A 20,259-nucleotide genomic window follows, 5' to 3' on the forward strand; every position below is an offset into this window, starting at 1 on the left:
CCACGAAAGACAACTGCTTTCGTGGACTCTAACAAGCGCCACTTACAGCCAAATTTCAGCGTGCCACACGAAGAATGGTTGGCGACCGTGCGATCAATCGCCATTGCGCCGCCTGCGCCGCAGCCGGCCCTCGGGCTCACCCTCATGCAGCAAACCCTTTTGACGCGCCGTGAGCGGATCGGTCAAACACGGCTCCGCGTCGAGTTCCTGTTCGAAACGCTCCCACATGCCCGCTGGCGTATTCGCCTTGCCGACGCGCGTGCCGATCGTCAGCCGGATCTGGTTCGCCCGGCTGATGGTGGAGCGCAACCGGTGGATCTCCCATAGCAACCGCAATACGACGGGCGAGGGATTCCGGTCGTAGATTTCAGCCAGCTCCGCCGCTGTGAGCGGAGGGAAGTGACGATGATCCCGTCCCATTTTCCGCCCCAAAAACACTGTATATTTATACAGCCTATCACATGTGAGAATGATTCTGAAGGACGGGACGGAGAGACGACCATGTGCACGAACTACGCCGCCGCACGCCGTGACTACCTCTTCAGGCACTACGGTGTCCTGCCGCCGGACGACCCGTGGCGCGACGAAATCTTCAAGGACTACGCCGCGCCCGTGATTCGCCGGGCGAGCCCGACGGACGATCTGCCCGGGACTCCCGATGCGCGCGAAGCCCTGCTCGCGACGTTCGGCATGGTGCCGCGCAGACAGATTGCGCCCGGCGTGAAAGTGTTCGACACGATGAACGCACGCGCCGAATCGGTGGGCGAGAGGCGCAGCTTCAGCGGCGCATGGAAGAAGCTGCAGCTGTGCCTGATTCCATGCGAGGCGTTTTTCGAGCCGAGCTACGAAACCGGCAAGGCGGTGCGCTGGCGCATTGGTCTCGCCGACGGCGCGCCATTCGCCATTGCCGGCTTATGGCGCGAGTGGGACGAAGGCGACGCCGGCAAGGCGTACTCGTTCACGATGCTCACCGTCAATGCAAACGACCATCCGCTCATGAAGCGTTTCCACAAGCCCGGGGACGAGAAACGTTCCGTGGTGATCGTGCCGCCCTCCGAGTATGAGAACTGGCTGGCGAGCCGCTCGATGGACGAGGCGAGGTCGTTTCTCAATCTCTATCCGGTGGAGGGAATGGCGGCCGAGCCTCAGCCACTGCCCCCGCGCGCGAGCCCGAAGCCCGCTACGAACGGCCAATAACAAACGACCCGGCAAAAACCGGGTCGCCTGGCATTCCACATCGATCAAACCAGCAACGTGAATCAGAAGTTGAAGTTATCGATATTCGAAGCATCGAACGTCGTGGGCGGCCCGAGAATCACTTCCCCGCTCTTGCCGATCGTGCGCTTGCCCAGCTTGCCTGCTTCAAACGACTCCCCTTCCTTGCCCGTGATCGTGCCCGAAGCAAGATTGGCTGCCGCATACGCGGCGAGATAGCCGAGTGCACCCGGATCCCATAGCTGGAACGCCTTCACGGTGCCGTTCTTCACGAACGCGCGCATCTGGTTAGGCGTGCCGAGGCCCGTCACCACCACCTTGCCCTTGCTCGGCGACGAAGAAATATAACGCGCCGCCGCGGCGATACCGACCGAGGTGGGCGCAACGATCGCCTTCAGATTCGGATACGCCTGCAGCAAGCCTTGCGTCTCGACGAAGGACTTCTGGTCGTCGTCGTTGCCGTAGGCGATCTTCACGAGCTTCATCTTCGAATACTCGGGCTTCTTCAGCTCTTCCTGCATCCACTTGATCCAGGTATTCTGGTTCGTCGCGTTGGGCGTGGCCGAAAGAATCGCGAACTCGCCTTCGCCGCCCATCAGCTTCGAAACGAGCTGGATCTGGCCGCGGCCAATGCTCTCCGCGTTCGCCTGGTTCACGAAGATCTGCCGCCCGTCGGGCGCCGTATCCGAGTCGAACGTGACGACCTTGATGCCTTGATCCATCGCGCGCTTCAAGTACGGCACGAGCGCATTGGCATCGTTGGCCGCGATGACGATCGCGTCCTGGTGCTGCGTGGTGAGCGTATTGATGTACGAGACCTGCGAGGACGCGCCTGCATCCGAAGGACCGACCGCCTTGCCGTCGCCCTTGAACTCCTTGATCGCATCAAGACCGCCGTTATCGGCGATCACCTCGTAGGGGTTGTTGATCTGCTTGGGCACGAACGCGATCTTCAAGCCATCCTTGATGCTGGCCGCATGCGCAATGACACCGCCTCCCACTAGCATCGCGCACAGCAAGGCCGTGCACACCTGACGTACTGGCTTTCTCATGAAATGTCTCCTCGATGGGTACCGGACGCGTCCGGCTGATTGACTGCCTCTTGCCTTCCTTGCCTTTCTTCACACCACGTTCACGCCGCCCGCGCCAGCGCGCGCCGGTCGCGCATCGTGCGCCAGCGCGCAGCGAGATTCGGGATCAGCACCGAAGCCAGCAGCAGCGCCCCGGTCACGATCGTGAGCGTTTCGCTCGACACATCGACGAGCGTAAGCGCGTTCTTCAGTACACCTACGATCAGGAGCGAGAGCAGCACGCCGTACATCGACCCGCGCCCGCCAAAAATACTCACGCCGCCAAACAGCACAGCCGCGATCACCGAAAGCTCGAAGCCCTCGCCGTTGTCGCCGCGTGCGCTCGTGAAGCGCAGCGTATAGACGATGCCCGCGAGCGCGCTCATCACGCCCGAGAGCACGAAGAGGCGCAGCTTGATCTTCGGCACGTCGATGCCCGAGAACGACGCGGCCGTGGTGTTCGCACCGATCGCGAAGAGGCTGCGGCCGAACGCCGTGGCCTGAAGCCATACCGTGAACACGATGGCGCACGCGGCGACGATCAGGAACGGCAACGGGATAAACGTGCCGCCGAGGTTGCTCATGCCAAAGAGCGTATAACCCGGCGGGAAGTCGGCGATCGCCTGATCGCCGAGCAACACGTAAGCCAGCCCGCGAAAGAGCGCGAGCGTGCCGATCGTCACGGCGAGCGAAGGGAGATTGAGCTTCACGATCACGAGCCCGTTGAAGAGGCCCGCGAGACCGCCCGCCACGAGCACGAGCGCCATGGCGACCGGCATCGGCAAGCCCATGTGCCAGAGCACGCCCAGCAATGCGCTCGAAGCGCCGAGCACCGAGGCCACCGAAAGATCGATTTCGGCGGCGACGATGATGAGCGTCATCGGCAACGCCATGAGCGCGACTTCGGTGAGGTCCGCGAGCACGTTGCTGATGTTCGCGCCCGTGAGGAACACGGGCGAGAGCACGCGCCCCACCACCAGCGATGCAATGAGAATGACGACGAGCAGCGCTTCCCAGCTGAGCGGCAAGCCGGGCTTGCGCGTGAGCAGCGCGGCGTCGGGTTTCGGGGCGTTCTTAGCCATGGTCGCGTTTCCTCATCATGCGTTTTGCCACAGAGCGGGCGAGCAGCGTATCGGCGGCGATGGCGGCCACGATCAGCGCGCCCTGGATCGCCTGCTCCCAGAACGGCGAGACGTGCAGCACCACGAGCGCGATGCTGATCACGCCCAGCACGAGCGCACCGAGCGTCGCGCCGAGTATCGTGCCCACGCCACCCGTGATCGCCACGCTGCCGACCACGGCGGCCGCGACCACCTGCAGCTCGATGCCCTTCGCGGTGCTCGCATCCACGGTGCCGAAGCGGGAGAGCCACAGCGCGCCCGCGAGGCCCGCAATCGCGCCGCTGATCAAAAAGCCCGTCGCGACGCGGCGCTCCACGTTGATGCCGGCAAGGCGCGCCGCTTCCGGATTCGAGCCGATCGCGTAGTACTCGCGGCCCGGCCGGAACTGCTTGAGATACACGGAGAGCGCGGCCAGCAGCACGATCGCGATGAGCGCCAGCACCGGAATGCCGAGCACCGAGCCCGTAGCGAGCCGCGAAAACGCGTCGGGCAGGCTCGTTGCGTTGATCTGGCCGCCATGCACCCACGCGTAATCGGCGCCGCGGAAAATGTAGAGCGTGGAGAGCGTCGCGACGAGCGACGGCACGCGCCCCACGGCCACGAGCAGCGCGTTGATCGCGCCCGCCGCGAGTCCGATGGCAAGCCCCGCGACCAGCGCCACGAGCACGGGCATGTGGGGGAACGCCACGTAGAGACTGCCCACCCCATAGGCGCTGATGCCGACCGTCGAGCCGATCGAGAGATCGATATGGCGCATCAGGATCACGATCGTCATGCCCGCCGTGAGCAAGCTCACGATGGAGACGTTGAGCAGCACGTCGCGCAGATTCTGCAGGTTGAGGAATTGCGGCCGCGCGAGCGCCGTGCCGCCCACGATCAGCAGCAGGACCACGAAAAGCGTGGTCTCGCGGCTGCGTGCCAGCGCTTCGGCCAATGCACCCGCGTTGCGCCGCTGCGGGCGCGGCTCGCCGCCGTGCAGGGGATGAGGAGAAGTGGAATGGCGCATCATGCGGCGTGCCCCAGATGAATGTTGGTTTCGCCGAGCGCGGCGCTCATGATGCGCTCTTCGTTGGCGTCGGCACGGGCGATGTCGGCCGTGATGCGGCCTTCGTGCATGACGAGTACGCGGTCAGCCATGCCGATCACTTCGGGCAGTTCGCTCGAAATCATCAGCACGGCCATGCCCTCTTTCACGAGTTCCGCGAGCGCGCCGTAGACTTCGGCCTTCGCGCCCACGTCGATGCCGCGCGTCGGTTCGTCGATGATGAGCACCTTCGGCCCCGTGGCGAGCCACTTGCCGAGCACCACCTTCTGCTGGTTGCCGCCCGAGAGCGTGCCCACCGGTGCGTTCAGATCGCTCGCCTTGAGAAGCAGGCGCTTGCCCCACTGCCCGGCCAGCTCCACTTCGCGCCCCGTGGAGATGAGGCCAAAGCGCACGAGTCGCCCGAGCACCGTGAGCGAGGCGTTGCGCGCAATGCTCAGTTCGAGCGCGAGACCTTGCTGACGCCGGTCCTCGGGCACGAGCGCGAGGCCTGCCTTCACGGCCGCAGCGGGCATGCCGGAGGCCAGCGGCTTGCCCGCGATCTGCACTTGCCCCGCGTCGCACGGATCGATGCCGAATATCGCGCGCGCCACTTCGCTGCGCCCCGCGCCCACGAGTCCCGCGAGCGCGACGATCTCGCCCGCGCGCACATCGAACGAAATGTCCTTGAAGACGCCGCGGCGCGTGAGGCCGCGCACGCGCAGCATCACTTCGCCCGGCTGCACATCCGCCTTCGGGTAGAACGTGGCGAGGTCGCGTCCCACCATCTTCGCGACGATGTCCTGGGTCTTGAGCGTGGCCGTGGGCGCGTCGAACACCTTGGCGCCGTCGCGCATGATCGTCACGTGCTGCGTGAGCGCGAAGACTTCTTCGAGCCGGTGCGTGATGAAGAGAATCGCCACGCCACGGTCGCGCAGCGTGCGCGCGATCGTAAAGAGCCGCTCGACCTCGGGCAGCGAGAGTGCGGCCGTGGGCTCGTCCATGATGAGCACGCTCGCGTTGAGCGACAGCGCCTTCGCAATTTCGATCACCTGCTGGTCGGCAATCGAAAGGCCGCGCACGAGCCGTTCGGGTTTCAGCTCGACGCCGAGCGACTGGAGGAGCGCCGCGACCTCGCGATGCATCGTGTCGTAGTCGATGCGGCCCACGCGATCCACGGGCTGACGCCCCATGTAGATGTTCTCCGCGATCGACAGATCGAAGAACAGTGTGGGCTCCTGATAAATCACTGCGATACCGGCGTCGCGCGCCTGGGCGGGCGTCGCGAAAGCGCGCTCCACGCCGTCGATGCGCATTTCGCCGCCATCGGGCTGATACACGCCCGCGAGGATCTTCACGAGCGTCGACTTGCCCGCGCCGTTTTCGCCGAGCAGCGCGTGCACCTCGCCGGGCATGAGCCTCAGGCTGCCGTCGATGAGCGCGCGCACGCGCCCGAACGACTTGCTCGCGTTACGCAGTTCGAGCCGCGGAGTGCCATCGGTCCTGCTTTTTGCTTCTGCTTCCACGCCTGTCTCCATGTCGTTGCGCGCACGCTCAAATGCGGTAGATACGTTCGGCGTTGCCGCGAAACAGCGCCGTGTGTTCGCTCTCGCTCGCGCCGCTCACGATCGAGGCATACGCCTGCCAAAGCTTCGAATAGCCGCCGAACAGGCGGTCGACCGGAAAGTTCGAAGCGAACATCGCGCGATCCGCGCCGAACGCGTCGATCGTTTCCAGCACATATGGGCGCAGGCTTTCGACGCTCCACGCATGGTCGAACATCGCCAGCCCGCTGATCTTCACGGCCACGTTCGGGCATGCCGCAAGCAGGCGCAGGCCGTCGCGCCACGCGCGGTAGCCCGCCACGCTGTTGCGGTCGACGAACATGCCCGCGTGGTTTATCACGAGCTGAATGCCGGGATGCGCACGCGCGAGTGCGGCGGCCTCCTCCATCTGCGAGGGGTAAAGCTGCAGGTCGAACGAAAGACCGTGCTTTTCCAGCAGCGCGAAGTGCTCGCGCCACGTGGCCTCTCGCATGTAATGCCGCCCCACGTAGTCGTAGAGCTTGTTCTCGTGAACGTTGAGAATCTGGCGAACGCCGCGCGTACGCGCAAACGCCGCGTGCGCCTCCAGCACCGCGGGCGCATTGGGCGAACTGAGATCGCAGGCCGCGACGATCGCGTCGGGCAACGCTCGCGCCTCCCCCGCGTTCGCGGCAATGTCTGCGAGCCCTTCCAGCCAGCGCGTTTCTTCCACCGGATCGTCCGGATCGTGATTCGCTTCGACGTGCACGACCTTGAGCACGTCGATGTCGCCGGCCTCGCGCAACAGGTCGGCGGGCAGATAGTTGTGCTTGAGTTCGCGCGCATCGCCGACGAACGACGTGCCCGGATTTTCGAGCCACGGGTAGTGATGCGTATCGAGGTTCCAGAAGTGAACGTGCGGATCGACGACCTGCATGGCATGTTCCTCGCGTGTTCTCAAGGCAAATGAAAAACCTGCACGAGCGGCTGCTGCAGCGGCACGTTGTGTGCATCCGTCTGCATGATGTCGGCCATGTCATCCCACCATTTGCGCATGACGGGCAGCTCGGGCAGCGCGTCCATGGTGTGATCGTCGCGGCGCTCGAGCACGGCAAAGAGATGGTGCGTCGCTTCGTCGAGAAAGATGCGGTAATTTTTCACGCCCGCGTCGCGCAGCGCGCTCGCGAGTTCGGGCCAGATTTCGCGGTGACGCCGCTCGTATTCATCCCGCTTGCCGGGATCGAGCTGCATGCGAAACGCAATTGTCTCCATGATCGTGTCTCCGTCCAGCCTTGTTACGTCGTGCGCCTGCGCCGCTCATGTGACCCAGGCACACGCGTGGACTCGGTGTTTGCCCTGGCTTCGCTGCGCCTGAGAACGCTGAGGGCACGCGTTTTTACGTGGTTAGCTGCGTTGTGATCCGACTATAATTCCCGCATCGATAGCCAACCAATCCGATGTTGGGATCGGGCGATGCACAAACCGGATCGCTCCATGAACCATCACACTTCCGTCGTCGCGCTCGTCAACCGGCTCAGATTCAAGCACCTTGCCCTGCTCGTCGCGCTCGACGACGCGCGCAACGTTCATCAGGCCGCCGACGCCATCAACGTGGCCCAGCCCAGCGCGAGCCGCATGCTGAGCGACATCGAGGAAGCGTTCGGCTTCCGGCTCTTCGAGCGCAACGCGCGCGGCATGCAGCCCACCGCGCTCGGCGTTGTCACGCTCGCCTACGCGCGCCGCGCGCTCGCCGAGCTCACGCGCTTTGCGGAAGACCTCGACGTGAAGCGCCGCGGCGGGCACGGCCAGCTCACCGTGGGCGCGATCATGGGCGCCGCGCCCGACCTGCTCGCGCAAGCCGTCGCCACGCTCAAGACCGAACGGCCGCTGCTGCACGTGCGCATCCTCGGCGAAACGAGCGATCAGGTCGTGCAGTTGCTGCATCGCCGCGAAGTCGATCTCGCGCTCGGCCGCCTCACCACGCCGCTGCAGCACAACGATTTCAGCTTCGAGCCGATCGCGCGGGAAACGCTCGTGCTCGTGGTGCGCGCGCGCCATCCGCTTGCGCGGCGCGAACAGGTCACCCTCGCGGAACTGATGGACTGGCCGTGGGTTGCGCAGCCCATCACGAGTCCCGCGCGTGAATTGTTCGAAGGCGAACTCGCGCGCGCCGGTCTCGGCACGCCCGCCAATCTCACCGAGTCGGCCTCGATCTTCGCCACGCTGCAACTGCTCGAAAGCTTCGACGCCGTGGCCATGCTGCCCGAGCCGGTCGTGCGCGACCATGTGCGCGGCAAGCTGCTCGTCGTGCTGCCGCTCGAAATCGGCAAGAGCCTGCCGGGCTACGGCGTGCTCACGCGCAAGAACGAGCCGCTCGCGGAGCCCGCCGAGCATTTCGTCGGCTTGCTGCGGCGCTTTTCGCAGCCCTTCAAATTGGACGATATCGCTCACGATGGTTCGCACGCGGCCGTGCTCGCTCCTCATTGATACGCGTGGGCCCAGGGCTCACTGCAGATTCACGAATAGCCCGCCGTCCACGAGCAGCGCAGCCCCCGTCACATAGCGCGCACGGTCCGAGGCGAGAAACACCACGCATTCAGCCACGTCCTCGGGCGCGCCCAGCCGCCCGAGCGGAATGCGCTTTTCGAAGTACGCGCGCTTGCCTTCATCGCTCAGGTCTTCGGCATTCAGGTCGGTGGCGATGGTGCCCGGCATCACCGAATTGCAGCGTATGCCATAGGGCCCGAGCGCGATCGCACACGACTGCATGAGCGAATGCACGCCGGCCTTGGTCGGCGTGTAGTGCGTCTGCATGCCGCCGCCCACGAGCGCGCTGATCGAACTCGTCGCCACGATCGCACCGCCCGTGCCCTGCTCCTTCATTTGCCGCGCGACGGCCTGGGTCACATAGAACGCGCCGTTGAGGTTCACGCCTATCGTGCGTTCGAGCACGGCGGGCGGCATGTCCAGAAACGAATGGAACGGGCAGATACCCGCATTGCTGGCCAGCACATCGACCTTGCCGAAGCGCTCCACCGTCTGGCGCACGAGATCCACGCCCGTTTGCGGCGCGGCCACGTTGCCTTCCAGCGCGATCGCGCGGCGCCCTAGCCGCTCGATCTCGCCCAGCACCTCGTCGATCGCCGAGCGGCGGCCGTACGAGGCGTCGTTGTCGCCCCAGTAGTTGATCGCGACATCGGCGCCCTCGCGGGCACTCGCAATCGCAATGGCGCGGCCAATGCCGCGCGAACCGCCGGTGACGATCACCACCTTGTCCTTGAGCAGCACGTGTTTCTCCTCGTAGCTTTGATGAGCCTCGATTAGTGCGCGCGTTCGGTGCGCCTAGTGCGGATAAGGCCGCGAAAGTTTGCAGTCCGGATTGAGCCGCACGCCGAAGCCCGGCGCGTCCGGCACCTTGAGCCGTCCTTTCACCGGCACCGGTTCGTCGAGCAGCAGCGGCGTGAACATCGGGACCACCTTGTCGGCCTTCGGCGCCATCATGAGGAATTCCGCGAACGGCGAGTTATGGCGCGTCACGACGAAGTGGTAGCTGTACACCGAGGAGCCGTGCGGCACGACCAGCACATTGTGGGCGTCGGCAAGCGCCGAGATCTTGATGAGTTCGGTCATGCCCCCGCACCAGTTCACGTCGGGCTGGATCAGGTCGCAGCAGCCCATTTCCAGCAGCATGCGAAAGCCCCAGCGCGTGGCCTCGTGTTCGCCGGTGGAAACCATCATGCCGCGCGGCACATTGCGGCGCAGTTCGGCATAGCCCCAGTAGTCGTCGGGCGGCAGGCATTCCTCGATCCACTTGAGGTCGTACTCTTTCGCGGCCTGGGCGAGGCGCGTGGCATAGCGCACGTCGAGGCTCATCCAGCAGTCGTACATGAGCCAGAAGTCGTCGCCCACGCGCTCGCGCATGGTGGCGAGCAGTTCGAGATTCTTTCTGAGGCCCTCCTCGCCTTCGTCCGGACCATGCAGCAGCGGCAGCTTGCCGCCGATGAAACCCATTTCCTTCGCGAGATCGGGACGCGCGCCGGTAGCGTAGAACATCAGTTCGTCGCGCACTGGGCCGCCGAGCAGCTGATACACGGGTTCCTTGCGGATCTGCCCGAGCAGGTCCCACAGCGCGAGATCGACGCCCGAGATGGTATTGAGCACGACGCCCTTGCGGCCGTAGTAGAGCGTGGCGTAGTACATCTGATCCCACATCTTCTCGATGTCGGTCACGCGCTGCCCTTCGAGAAAGCGCGCGAGATGCTTCTCGACGATGAATGCGCCGATCTCGCCGCCCGTGGTCACGGCAAATCCCACGGTGCCGTCGCTCGCCTCCACTTCCACGACGAGTGTGCCGAGCACGTCGATGCCGAACGAGCGGCGGCTCTGGCGATACTCGGGATAGCGCGCCATCGGCGTGGAAATATGGTCGTCGATCCAGTGGCCGTCGGGTTGATCGTGATAGTCGGCGCCGCCGCCGCGCACGGTGAAGGCTCGCACGTGTTTGATGGTTGGCATGGCCATGTTACGTAGCTCCTGGGTAAAGGATTAGCGCGCGCGCCGCACGGGCGCCTCGAACGAACGAGCCGCCGGCGCAACGGCGCGCGGCGCGACGACAAGAATGAGCAGCGCGGCGGCAATGCTCGCAAGACCGAGCAATTCGAGGCCCGCCGCGTGGGAAGCAAAGTTTCGATCGGCGGCGGCGCGCAGCATCGGCGCGATGAAGCCGCCCAGACCGCCGAGCGAATTGATAAGCGCGATGCCGCTGGCCGAGGCCGCGCCCGCCAGATCGCGCGCCGGGAGGTCCAGAAGAGCGGCTGCGCCGCGATGAAGCCGCTCGCCGCGCAGCACAGGCCGAGCATCGCGACGATCGCGCCCGCGGTGCCGCCAGGGCCTCCAGCCAGGCCCGACACGGCAATGCCGACGCCGGACATCACGAGCAGGCGCGCAGCCCATGCGCGATGCCCTCCGAGGCGGTCCGCGCGGCGCGGCACGATCCACGTGAGCGCCACGGCGCACAGCCAGGGCACGGCCGCGAGCAGGCCCACCTTCAAGCCCACGGATGCGCCCACGAGCGAGGCCACCTGTTGCGGCAGAAAGAAGATGACGCCGTACACGCTCATCTGAATCAGCGCATAGATGCCGGCATAGGCGAGCACGCGGCGGTCGAACAAGGCGGCGAGCGCATCGCGCGGGCCGTGCGCGGCGGCTTCACGCGCGTCGAGCTGGATCGCGCTTGTGAGCGCGCGGCGCTCGTCGGACGAGAGCCAGCGCGCGTCCTCGGGCTTGTCGACGAGATACCAGAAGGCCCACACGCCCACGGCCGAGGCCAGGCCGCCTTCCACGAGAAAGAGCCATTTCCAGCCCGCGAGCCCGAACGTGCCGTGCATCTCGAGCAGTAGCCCCGACAAGGGGCCGCCGAAGATGAATGCCAACGGCGCGCCGAAATAAAACACGCCGATGGCGCGCGCCCGCGAGGACTGCGGAAACCACTGCGTGAGGTAATAGATGATGCCGGGGAAGAAGCCCGCTTCGGCCGCGCCCAGCAGGAATCGCAGCACATAGAACGAGGTGGGCGACTGCACCCACGCCATCGCCGCGGAAATCAGGCCCCATGTGACCATGATGCGGCACATCCAGATGCGCGCGCCCACGCGGTGCAGCGCGAGATTGCTCGGCACTTCGAAGAGCGCGTAGCCGACAAAGAACACGCCCGCGCCGAACGCAAATGCCGCGTCCGAAAGGCCCGTATCGTGCAACAGCGCCTTTTGCGCGAAGCCGATGTTCGCGCGGTCGAGAAACGCGAGCACGTACATCAAGAGCAGGAAAGGCAAAAGGCGGCGCATGGCCTTGCGGCCCGCGGCTTCTGCCAGATTAGGTGCCAGCTCAGTTCCCACCCTGGGTGCCACCTTAGGTGCCTCGATCGACATCGATGTCTCCTGTCGGCGCTCTTCTATTGCCACCGCGCCGTTATCGTGATCCCGCGCTTTGTCCGGCCGATGCGCGAGGGTCGTGCTTCCCGCCTCAGTAAGTCGCGCGCCCGCCGGAAAGATCGAACACCGAGCCGGTGCTGAACGCGCAATCTTCCGTCGTGAGCCACACGATCATCGAAGCCGCCTCGTCCGGCATCAGGAAGCGGTTCATCGGGATCTTCGCGAGCATGTAGTCGATATGCTGCTGCGACATCGAATCGAAAATCTCGGTCTTGGCCGCCGCCGGCGTCACGGCATTGACGAGCACGCCCTTGGTGGCAAGCTCCTTGCCGAGCGACTTGGTCAGCCCGATGAGACCGGCCTTCGATGCACTGTAGTGCGAAGCATTCGGATTGCCTTCCTTGCCAGCCACGGAGGCGATATTGACGATGCGCCCATAGCCCTGCTCGATCATGCGCGGCACCACGGCCCGGCAGGTCAGGTAGCTGCCGATCAGGTTCACTTCGATCACGCGGCGCCACACGTCCACGGGCAACTCCCACGTGAGGCCATTGCCGCCCGTGATTCCGGCGCTGTTCACGAGCGCGTGAATCCCGCCGTGCGTTTTCACGGTTTGCTGTGCGGCTGCCTCGACCGAGGCTTCGTCGGTCAATTCGACCTTCACCACCGAAACGTTGCCCAGCTCCGACAACTCGGCGCGCGCACGTTCGAGCCGTTCGGCGTCGATGTCCCACAGCGAGACCGCCGCGCCCGAACGCAGTGCCCGTTGCGCCACGGCATAACCCAGACCGCGCGCGCCGCCCGTCACGACCATCACGCGATTGTTCAGATCCAGTTGATTCATTGCGCCTGCCCTCCTTGTTCCGCCACGAGGCGTTGCTGTTGTTCGCCCAGGCCGCTCACGCCCAGCCGCATGGTCTGTCCCGCGCGCAAATAGCGCGGCACGTTGCGCGCTTCTTCACGACGCGGGTTTCCGGCACGACGCCGGAGAGATTGCGCACGCGCCCCTCGTTCGATCACGCCCGGCTTTTCGGCCCTCTTACTGCCCCAACGGACGAGCTTCATGCGGCGTCTCCTGAGATTGGAATGGATCGTTGACAGCCAATATAGGTGTGCCGCGATAGCCGAACAATCCGAAAGCCGCATGGGGCGATAGCGAAACCGGATCGCGCCCTTTGTACGGTAATGCGCCCTGGGCATGCAGACGAACAAAAGCCCGCGAACGCCGGAGCGTCCGCGGGCTTTGTGCACTGCAACGCGCCTGGCTCGCAGGCGCGGCATGCGTTACAGCGTGGTTAGTGCATGGCGTGCAAGTAGTGATAGAGACCGGCCGCCGCGGCACCGCCGGCAAGCGGCCCGAAGACCGGAATCCACGCATAGCGCCAGTCGCTGTCGCGCTTGCCCGGAATCGGCAGCAGCGCGTGCATGATGCGCGGCGAGAGATCGCGCGCCGGACTCATTGCGTAGCCGGTCGGGCCGCCGAGCGAAATGCCGATACCGAGCACGAGCAGGCCAACGGGGAGCGCGTCGAGCGCGCCGAGTCCCACCTGCGGCGAAGCGAGATAGAGTACGCCGAGGATCAGCACGAAGGTGCAGATCGCTTCCGTCAACACGTTGTGCCGCTTGCTGCGAATAGCGGGCGCCGTGCAGAACACCGCGAGCTTGATGTCCGGATCGGCTTCGTTCGCGAAGTGCTGTCGATAGGCAAGCCACACGAGCAGCGCGCCCGCCATGCCGCCGAGCATCTGCGCCGCGATATAACCGCCGACCTTCGACCAGGCGAACTTGCCGGCGAGCGCGAGGCTGATCGTGACGATCGGGTTGAGGTGCGCGCCGCTGAACGAGGCGGTCACGTAGACCGCCACGAACACGGCCATGGCCCAGCCCATCACGATGACGATGAGGTCGGCGCCCTTGCCCTTCGTTTTTGCCAGCAGCACGTTTGCAACGGCGCCGTTACCGAGCAGCACGAGAATGGCCGTGCCGATGAATTCCGCAATATAGGGTGACATGATTGTCTTAGTCTCTCTCTGCCCGCGCGGTGCATGCGCACGAAGCGCATGCGATCCCGCTGCGGGTTATGTTAATTAGTTATGCTTGTATATTGGAAATGCTGACCGCGCTGTTCAGTGCGAGTCGTCGGCCCATGCCTTGGCCGCACGCACCGCACGCTGCCAGCCCGCGCGACAGGCGTCGACCTGCGCGGCCTGCATGGACGGTTCGAAACGGCGGTCGAGCTTCCACTGGCTCTGCAGTTCGCCTACGTTCTGCCAGTAGCCGGTTGCGAGGCCTGCGAGGTAGGCCGCGCCGAGCGCCGTGGTTTCGGTGATCTTCGGGCGCACCGCATTTACGCCGAGCAAATCTGCCTGGAACTGCATGAGCAGATTGTTCGCGCTCGCGCCGCCGTCCACGCGCAGCTCGCCCACGCTGATGCCCGAATCCGCTTCCATGGCCGCCAGCACGTCGAGCGACTGGTAGGCGATCGAATCGAGCGCCGCGCGCGCGAGATGCGCCGAGGTCGTGCCGCGCGTCACGCCGAACAGCGTGCCGCGTGCGCGCGCGTTCCAGTGCGGCGCGCCGAGGCCCGCGAACGCCGGCACGAGGTACACGCCGTCCGTATGAGGCACGCTCGCGGCGAGCGCTTCGATTTCCGGTGCGCTCTTGATGATGCCCATACCGTCGCGCAGCCACTGCACCACCGCGCCCGCAATGAAGATGCTGCCTTCGAGCGCATAGTTGACTTCGTCGCCGATCTGCCACGCGATCGTCGTGACGAGGTTGTTCTTCGACTCGATGGGCGTCGTGCCCGTGTTCATCATCAGGAAACAGCCCGTGCCGTAGGTGTTCTTCACCATGCCCGTGCTCGTGCACATCTGGCCGAACATCGCCGCCTGCTGGTCGCCCGCGATGCCGGCCAGCGGAATCTTCGAGGCGAACACCGTGGTCTTGGTCGGACCATATACTTCGGATGACGAACGGACTTCGGGCAGCATGCTGCGCGGAATTTCGAGCGCGTCGAGCAACTCGTCGTCCCATTGGCGCGTGTGAATATTGAAGAGCATGGTGCGCGACGCGTTCGTCACGTCGGTCACGTGCAGTTCGTGCTTCGTGAAGTTCCACACGAGCCAGCTGTCCACGGTGCCGAACGCGAGCTTGCCTTGACGCGCCTTTTCGCGTGCGCCGGGCACGTTGTCGAGAATCCAGCGAATCTTGGTTGCCGAGAAATACGAATCGATCGGCAGACCCGTTTTCGCGCGCACTTTCTCTTCGAGGCCGCGCGCCTTGAGCGAGTCGCAGAAGTCGGCCGTGCGGCGGTCCTGCCACACGATGGCGTTATAGACGGGATGGCCCGTCTCCCGGTCCCAGACGATCGTCGTCTCTCGCTGGTTCGTAATGCCGATCGCGGCGATGTTGGTGCCGTTCATGCCGGCGCGCGTCACGGCCTCGGCGGCGACGCCCGCCTGGGTCGACCAGATTTCCTGCGGATCGTGCTCGACCCAGCCCGGCTGCGGATAAATCTGTTCGAACTCTTTCTGGGCAACCGAAACGATGTTGCCCTGGCGGTCGAAAAGCATGGCGCGCGAACTCGTGGTGCCCTGGTCGAGCGCAAGAATGTACTGTTCCTGCATGTCTCTCATCTCCGTCTGTACTAGTTGTGATGACGCGCCGCGGGGACGGCGCGTGGGGGTGCGTGACCTACCTTGGGTGATGCCGGCGAACTTCAGTGCTGCGCGGTCGCCGTCGCGCTTGTTGCGGCAAACCAGTGATCGATTGCGGCGGCCACGCCATTGAGCGTGCCCGGCGCGACATGGAGGCCCAGCTTCGAGCGGCGCCACAACACGTCGTCGGCGCGCGTGGCCCATTCGGCGTTGCGCAGATAGCGCAATTCGGCCTCGAAGATGCCGGGCGCGAGTTCGGCGCCGAGGTCCGCCAGCGATTGCGCGTTGTCGAGCAGCCGCTCGGCGCGCGTGCCGTAGGCGCGTGCGTAGCGGCGCGCGAGCGCTGCAGGCAGCCACGCATGGCGTCTGGCGAAGTCCTGCGCAAAGGGCTCGAAACGCGCGTTCGCGATATCGCCGCCGGGCAGCGGCGCACCCGCCGTCCACGAAGGCGCGGCGTGGCCGAGTACGCCGCACAGCAGGTCCGAAGCCTCTTCCGCGAGCTTGCGGAAGGTCGTGATCTTGCCGCCGAACACCGAAAGCAGCGGCGCGCCAGCGGTTTCGTCGAGTTCGAGCTTGTAGTCGCGCGTGACGGCGGACGCATTCTCCGCGCCCTCTTCCTCAAGCAGCGGACGCACGCCCGAGTAGGTCCATTGCACGTCGGCCGGCGAGATCTTGCGCTTGAAGTAGCGGTTGATCGATTCGCACAGGTAGCGCGTTTCGTCGCCGTCGATCGAGACCTTCGCGGGGTCGTGGTGATACTCCACGTCGGTCGTGCCAATGAGCGTGAAGTCGTGCTCGTACGGAATCGCGAAGATGATGCGCTTGTCCGGGTTCTGGAAGATGTAGGCGTGGTCGTGCTCGAACAGCCGCTTCGTGACGATATGACTGCCCTTCACGAGCCGCACGCTGTGCTGCGCGCCGCGCCCGAGCACACCATGCAGCACCTCGCCCACCCACGGGCCGGCCGCGTTGGCGATGGCGCGAGCGCGTACGTCGAAGGTGCTGCCGTCCGGTCGGCGCAGCAGCGCCTGCCATTCGCTTTGCGCGCCGTTCGTGGCGTTCGTGCGCACAGCGGAAACAAGCTTCGTGCGCGTGAGGATTTGCGCGCCGCGCTCTTGCGCGTCAAGCGCGTTGAGCACGACGAGGCGCGCGTCGTCGACCCAGCCGTCCGAATACACGAAGCCGCGCTGGATCGAGTCGATGAGCGGCTCACCGGCCGCATGGCGGCGCATGTCGATGCCGCGCGAGCCCGGCAGCAATTCGCGCTTTGCAAGATGGTCGTAGAGAAACAGGCCCATGCGAATGAGCCAGGCGGGACGCAGGTTCGGCATGTGCGGCATGACGAAACGCAGCGGCCACATGATGTGCGGAGCGGCGCGCAACAGCGTTTCGCGCTCCTGCAGCGCCTTGCGCACGAGCCCGAACTCTTTGTACTCGAGATAGCGCAGCCCGCCGTGAATCAGCTTGGTGCTGCACGACGAGGTATGCGAGGCGAGGTCGTCCTGCTCGCAAAGGAGCACCGACAACCCGCGGCCGGCCGCGTCGCGCGCGATGCCCGCCCCGTTGATCCCGCCGCCCACGACGAGCAGATCGTACCGGTTCTGTTGAGTCACCCTGCTGTGTCCCTGAAAGAAAAACGAACCTCGAAATGTTCGAATTCGAAATTTATCGAACATGAACGAAAAAGTAAAGGTTCGGTTTACGGGATTTTGATCGAAAGCAGTGCGTAAACGAACATACGTCGGACATTATCGAACGTTCGTCAGGCGCGAATGAAAACGGGGCCTTGCGCGCCCGATGGGCAGCACCCCGCCCACTCGCGAAACGCGTTGGATGGTAGATCGGAAATGGAGAAAACGCGCAGACGACGCGCCCGGAAAAAGCGCGGACGAAAACCTCGCGCGGCTTATGCGGCGACGTGAACCTGCGTGCCCGCGGCGAGCACCGCCTCGTTCATTTCCTCGGGCAGCGGCTGGTCGGTGAAGAGCGCATGAATCTGGCTCAGGTGTCCCTGGCGCACGAGCGCCGGGCGGCCGACCTTCGAATGGTCGGCCACGAGGTAGACCGTGCGCGCATGCTCGATGATGGCCTGCGCCACGCGGACTTCGCGCGTGTCGAAGTCGCGCAGCGTGCCGTCGGTCTCGATGGCCGAGGTGCCGATGATCGCGTAGTCCACCTTGAACTGGCGGATGAAGTCGATGGTGTGCTCGCCGACGATCCCTTTGTCCCAGGGCCGCACGACGCCGCCCGTGATCATCACTTCGCAGTCGGGGTAGCCGCTCATCACGCTCGCCACGTTGAGGTTGTTCGTGACGACGCGCAGTCCCTGATGATGATTGAGCGCGCGCGCGACTTCCTCGGTCGTGGTGCCGAGATTGATGAAGAGCGAGGCCTGATCGGGAATGTGCTGGGCCGCAAGGGCCGCGATGCGGCGCTTCTCATCGTGGAACATGTGCTGCCGCGCGCTGTACGAGACGTTCTCCGAACTCGTGGGCAGGCTCGCGCCGCCGTGATAGCGGCGCAGCAGATTCATGTCGGCGAGCCAGTTCACGTCGCGCCGGATGGTTTGCGGCGTGACGTCGAAATGCGAGGCGAGATCGTCGACCGTGACGAAACCGTCGCGTTGCACCCATTCGAGCATCTCCTGCTGGCGCGCGTTCAGGGTGAGGCGAGGATCTCGTGTCATTGGCTCGTTTGGCATGCAAGTGAGGACCGGCCTATTGTAAGGGCTTGCCCACCCGAATCAGGAGAAAGCCGATGCATGCCGCACGCAAATGGAGAGCAGGCGCCGCCGTGGCCGCCCTGCTGGCCCCGCTGTGGGCCGCGCTGTTGGCCCCGCTGCCCGCCGCCGCGCAAACCAACCCCGGCGCAACGCCCCCTGCTGCGCACGCGCCCGCCACGCCCGCGGGCGACGGCACCTTCCTCCTGACGATCTTCCTGAAGCACGACGAGTCGAAGCCGCTGCCGAAGATCAATCAGCAACTCGCGGAACAGGGCTTCTACAAGGCCTTTCCGCCGCCCGGCATCGAAGTGGTCTCGTGGTACGTGATGATGGGGATCGGCCAGGTCGTGACGCTGCGGGTGCCCGCCGACCGGCTGCGCGAGGTGAACCGCGCGATCGAGGAAACCGCATGGGGCGGCTATCACACGGAGTTTTATCCGACCTACGACTACAAGGCGCTCGCCGAGCAGGCGCGGGCGCGCAACGGCAAGTAGCGGGACGCGGGCGCGCCCTGAAGCAGGCGCGCCCAGGGTTGCCCCGAAGCTTCCGTTAAAATGCTGCGCTTTCTCTATTCCCCCGCCGCGCCCGATGCACTCCGCTCCATCGACCTCGCCCGCCGCTGCCCGCGAAGCGAACGACACCGAACTCACCCACGACCTCGTCTACGGCCCCAACGACCGCCCCGCGCCCGCCATCGCCTTCGTGGCCGCGCTCCAGCATCTGCTCGCGATCCTCGTGCCGATCGTGACGCCGGGGCTCCTGATCTGCCAGGCGCTGGGCGTCTCCAGCCGCGACACCACGCTGATCGTCTCGATGTCGCTGATGATTTCCGGCATCGCCACGTTCCTGCAATGCAAGCGCGTCGGGCCGCTCGGCGCGGGCCTGCTCATCGTGCAGGGCACGAGCTTCAACTTCGTGGGCCCGCTCATCGCGGGCGGCAGCCTGATGGTCAAGCAAGGCGCGGCCGTCGAAACCGTGATGGCCGCCATCTTCGGCGTCGTCATTGCGGGCTCGTTCGTCGAAATGGCGGTGTCGCGCATCCTGCCCTTCATCAAGCGCCTCATCACCCCGCTCGTCACCGGCATCGTCGTGCTGCTGATCGGGCTCACGCTCATCAAGGTCGGCCTCATCAGCATGGGCGGGGGCTACGGCGCCATCGCCAAGGGCAACTTCGCGAGCGTCCAGAACCTCACGCTCTCGGGCCTCGTGCTCGGCACCATCATCGTGCTCAACCGCGTGCCTGTCGTCTGGGTGCGCAGCACGGCGCTCGTCATTGCACTCGCCATCGGCTACATCGTTGCGGGCGCAATGGGTCGGCTCGACTTCACCGGCGCGCGCGAAGCCGCGCTGTTCCAGATTCCGACCCCGCTGCATTTCGGCCTGGGCTTCTCGTGGTCGCTCTTCGTGCCCATGCTGATCATCTACCTCGTGACCTCGCTCGAAGCGATCGGCGACGTCACCGCCACCAGCAAGGTGTCGAAAGAGCCGGTGGAAGGTCCCGTGTGGATGCGGCGCATCAAGGGCGGCGTGCTCGTGAACGGCTTCAATTCGCTGCTCGCCGGCTTTTTCAACACGTTTCCCAGCTCCGTGTTCGCGCAGAACAACGGCGTCATCCAGCTCACCGGCATTGCCAGCCGCCACATCGGTCTCTGGATCGCGGGCATGCTCGTCGTGCTGGGCCTCTTCCCGCCCGTGGCCGGCGTGCTGCAGGCCGTGCCCGAACCCGTGCTGGGCGGCGCGGCCATGGTGATGTTCGGCGCGGTGGCCGCTTCCGGCATCAACATCCTCGCGGGCACGCGCCTCGACCGCCGCGCCCTGCTCATCATCGCGGTGTCGCTCGCACTGGGGCTTGGCGTCTCGCAGGTGCCGGAGATTCTGACCAGCCTCCCGCATGCGCTCAAGAACGTGCTGGAGTCGGGCGTCGCAACGGGCGGCATCTGCGCGCTCGTGCTGAACTGGTTCCTGCCGGAAAAGCATTGATCCGCCTGCGCGTGCGGC

The 20,259-nt window shown here is 65.2% G+C and carries 19 protein-coding genes and 1 pseudogene; 4 read left to right on the forward strand and 16 right to left on the reverse strand.

Annotated elements, in window-relative coordinates; all coding sequences use genetic code 11:
• Window positions 1-93: 93 nt before the first annotated feature.
• Window positions 94-420, reverse strand: a complete 327-nt coding sequence (locus tag M3I53_RS13845) for a hypothetical protein (protein ID WP_254316488.1) — start codon at window positions 418-420, stop codon at window positions 94-96.
• 81 nt (window positions 421-501) lie between these two features.
• Between M3I53_RS13845 and M3I53_RS13850 the strand changes: the two genes are divergently transcribed.
• On the forward strand, window positions 502-1,197 hold the full coding sequence (locus M3I53_RS13850) for an SOS response-associated peptidase (protein ID WP_254316489.1): 696 nt from the start codon (window positions 502-504) through the stop codon (window positions 1,195-1,197).
• Window positions 1,198-1,259: 62 nt separating this feature from the next.
• On the opposite strand, the gene rhaS is transcribed toward M3I53_RS13850, so the two are convergent.
• The 6 genes from rhaS to rhaM form a co-directional block, all read right to left on the reverse strand.
• Window positions 1,260-2,267, reverse strand: coding sequence for a rhamnose ABC transporter substrate-binding protein (gene rhaS / locus M3I53_RS13855; RefSeq protein ID WP_254316490.1), 1,008 nt, complete (start codon window positions 2,265-2,267; stop codon window positions 1,260-1,262).
• A gap of 80 nt (window positions 2,268-2,347) precedes the next feature.
• Window positions 2,348-3,367: an ABC transporter permease gene (locus tag M3I53_RS13860; RefSeq protein ID WP_254316491.1), complete on the reverse strand. Its 1,020-nt coding sequence runs from the start codon at window positions 3,365-3,367 to the stop codon at window positions 2,348-2,350.
• Window positions 3,360-4,415, reverse strand: coding sequence for an ABC transporter permease (locus M3I53_RS13865; RefSeq protein WP_254316492.1), 1,056 nt, complete (start codon window positions 4,413-4,415; stop codon window positions 3,360-3,362). Before M3I53_RS13865 ends, M3I53_RS13860 begins: the two co-directional genes overlap by 8 nt.
• Window positions 4,412-5,953, reverse strand: coding sequence for a sugar ABC transporter ATP-binding protein (locus M3I53_RS13870; RefSeq protein ID WP_254316493.1), 1,542 nt, complete (start codon window positions 5,951-5,953; stop codon window positions 4,412-4,414). Before M3I53_RS13870 ends, M3I53_RS13865 begins: the two co-directional genes overlap by 4 nt.
• Before the next feature lie 28 nt (window positions 5,954-5,981).
• Window positions 5,982-6,887 (reverse strand): amidohydrolase, encoded by a 906-nt coding sequence (locus tag M3I53_RS13875; RefSeq protein WP_254316494.1) that lies wholly within the window; start codon window positions 6,885-6,887, stop codon window positions 5,982-5,984.
• A gap of 20 nt (window positions 6,888-6,907) precedes the next feature.
• Window positions 6,908-7,222, reverse strand: a complete 315-nt coding sequence (gene rhaM, locus M3I53_RS13880; RefSeq protein WP_254316495.1) for an L-rhamnose mutarotase — start codon at window positions 7,220-7,222, stop codon at window positions 6,908-6,910.
• Between the two features lie 222 nt (window positions 7,223-7,444).
• On the opposite strand from rhaM, the gene M3I53_RS13885 reads away from it, so the two are divergent.
• A complete protein-coding gene (locus M3I53_RS13885) occupies window positions 7,445-8,437 on the forward strand; it encodes a LysR family transcriptional regulator (protein WP_254316496.1) in 993 nt (330 codons plus the stop codon).
• 18 nt (window positions 8,438-8,455) lie between these two features.
• Here the strand turns inward: M3I53_RS13885 and M3I53_RS13890 are convergent, their stop codons facing one another.
• From M3I53_RS13890 to M3I53_RS13930, 9 genes and pseudogenes are all read right to left on the reverse strand, one after another.
• On the reverse strand, window positions 8,456-9,238 hold the full coding sequence (locus M3I53_RS13890; protein WP_069266104.1) for an SDR family NAD(P)-dependent oxidoreductase: 783 nt from the start codon (window positions 9,236-9,238) through the stop codon (window positions 8,456-8,458).
• A gap of 54 nt (window positions 9,239-9,292) precedes the next feature.
• A complete protein-coding gene (rhmD, locus tag M3I53_RS13895; RefSeq protein WP_254316497.1) occupies window positions 9,293-10,471 on the reverse strand; it encodes an L-rhamnonate dehydratase in 1,179 nt (392 codons plus the stop codon).
• 24 nt (window positions 10,472-10,495) lie between these two features.
• A pseudogene (locus M3I53_RS13900) lies at window positions 10,496-11,793 on the reverse strand (MFS transporter).
• Window positions 11,794-11,971: 178 nt separating this feature from the next.
• A complete protein-coding gene (locus M3I53_RS13905; protein ID WP_254316498.1) occupies window positions 11,972-12,724 on the reverse strand; it encodes an SDR family NAD(P)-dependent oxidoreductase in 753 nt (250 codons plus the stop codon).
• Entirely contained in the window at window positions 12,721-12,945 is a 225-nt protein-coding gene (locus M3I53_RS13910) for a hypothetical protein (RefSeq protein ID WP_254316499.1), read from the reverse strand. The genes M3I53_RS13905 and M3I53_RS13910 overlap by 4 nt, the downstream gene beginning before the upstream one ends.
• Window positions 12,946-13,175: 230 nt before the next feature.
• Window positions 13,176-13,892, reverse strand: a complete 717-nt coding sequence (locus M3I53_RS13915; RefSeq protein WP_028203061.1) for an MIP/aquaporin family protein — start codon at window positions 13,890-13,892, stop codon at window positions 13,176-13,178.
• A 114-nt stretch (window positions 13,893-14,006) separates the two neighbouring features.
• On the reverse strand, window positions 14,007-15,509 hold the full coding sequence (glpK, locus tag M3I53_RS13920) for a glycerol kinase GlpK (RefSeq protein WP_254316500.1): 1,503 nt from the start codon (window positions 15,507-15,509) through the stop codon (window positions 14,007-14,009).
• 92 nt (window positions 15,510-15,601) lie between these two features.
• Complete coding sequence (gene glpD, locus M3I53_RS13925; RefSeq protein ID WP_254316501.1) at window positions 15,602-17,152, reverse strand: glycerol-3-phosphate dehydrogenase; 1,551 nt, start codon at window positions 17,150-17,152, stop codon at window positions 15,602-15,604.
• Between the two features lie 293 nt (window positions 17,153-17,445).
• A complete protein-coding gene (locus M3I53_RS13930) occupies window positions 17,446-18,225 on the reverse strand; it encodes a DeoR/GlpR family DNA-binding transcription regulator (protein ID WP_254316502.1) in 780 nt (259 codons plus the stop codon).
• Window positions 18,226-18,296: 71 nt separating this feature from the next.
• Between M3I53_RS13930 and M3I53_RS13935 the strand changes: the two genes are divergently transcribed.
• Window positions 18,297-18,755: a hypothetical protein gene (locus M3I53_RS13935; protein ID WP_254316503.1), complete on the forward strand. Its 459-nt coding sequence runs from the start codon at window positions 18,297-18,299 to the stop codon at window positions 18,753-18,755.
• Between the two features lie 94 nt (window positions 18,756-18,849).
• A complete protein-coding gene (locus M3I53_RS13940) occupies window positions 18,850-20,241 on the forward strand; it encodes a uracil-xanthine permease family protein (protein ID WP_254316504.1) in 1,392 nt (463 codons plus the stop codon).
• The last annotated feature ends 18 nt before the right edge of the window (window positions 20,242-20,259 follow it).

The organism is Paraburkholderia sp. CNPSo 3272, from assembly GCF_024206495.1.
In the GTDB taxonomy this organism is placed as follows: Bacteria; Pseudomonadota; Gammaproteobacteria; order Burkholderiales; family Burkholderiaceae; genus Paraburkholderia.

What these genes read in the sequence shown, in the direction of transcription:
- M3I53_RS13845 (WP_254316488.1), bottom strand. Translation starts at nt 420, where the DNA reads ATGGGACGGGATCATCGTCACTTCCCTCCGCTCACAGCGGCGGAGCTG.
- M3I53_RS13850 (WP_254316489.1), top strand. Translation starts at nt 502, where the DNA reads ATGTGCACGAACTACGCCGCCGCACGCCGTGACTACCTCTTCAGGCAC.
- rhaS (WP_254316490.1), bottom strand. Translation starts at nt 2,267, where the DNA reads ATGAGAAAGCCAGTACGTCAGGTGTGCACGGCCTTGCTGTGCGCGATG.
- M3I53_RS13860 (WP_254316491.1), bottom strand. Translation starts at nt 3,367, where the DNA reads ATGGCTAAGAACGCCCCGAAACCCGACGCCGCGCTGCTCACGCGCAAG.
- M3I53_RS13865 (WP_254316492.1), bottom strand. Translation starts at nt 4,415, where the DNA reads ATGATGCGCCATTCCACTTCTCCTCATCCCCTGCACGGCGGCGAGCCG.
- M3I53_RS13875 (WP_254316494.1), bottom strand. Translation starts at nt 6,887, where the DNA reads ATGCAGGTCGTCGATCCGCACGTTCACTTCTGGAACCTCGATACGCAT.
- rhaM (WP_254316495.1), bottom strand. Translation starts at nt 7,222, where the DNA reads ATGGAGACAATTGCGTTTCGCATGCAGCTCGATCCCGGCAAGCGGGAT.
- M3I53_RS13885 (WP_254316496.1), top strand. Translation starts at nt 7,445, where the DNA reads ATGAACCATCACACTTCCGTCGTCGCGCTCGTCAACCGGCTCAGATTC.
- rhmD (WP_254316497.1), bottom strand. Translation starts at nt 10,471, where the DNA reads ATGGCCATGCCAACCATCAAACACGTGCGAGCCTTCACCGTGCGCGGC.
- M3I53_RS13905 (WP_254316498.1), bottom strand. Translation starts at nt 12,724, where the DNA reads ATGAATCAACTGGATCTGAACAATCGCGTGATGGTCGTGACGGGCGGC.
- M3I53_RS13910 (WP_254316499.1), bottom strand. Translation starts at nt 12,945, where the DNA reads ATGAAGCTCGTCCGTTGGGGCAGTAAGAGGGCCGAAAAGCCGGGCGTG.
- M3I53_RS13915 (WP_028203061.1), bottom strand. Translation starts at nt 13,892, where the DNA reads ATGTCACCCTATATTGCGGAATTCATCGGCACGGCCATTCTCGTGCTG.
- glpK (WP_254316500.1), bottom strand. Translation starts at nt 15,509, where the DNA reads ATGCAGGAACAGTACATTCTTGCGCTCGACCAGGGCACCACGAGTTCG.
- M3I53_RS13930 (WP_254316502.1), bottom strand. Translation starts at nt 18,225, where the DNA reads ATGACACGAGATCCTCGCCTCACCCTGAACGCGCGCCAGCAGGAGATG.
- M3I53_RS13935 (WP_254316503.1), top strand. Translation starts at nt 18,297, where the DNA reads ATGCATGCCGCACGCAAATGGAGAGCAGGCGCCGCCGTGGCCGCCCTG.
- M3I53_RS13940 (WP_254316504.1), top strand. Translation starts at nt 18,850, where the DNA reads ATGCACTCCGCTCCATCGACCTCGCCCGCCGCTGCCCGCGAAGCGAAC.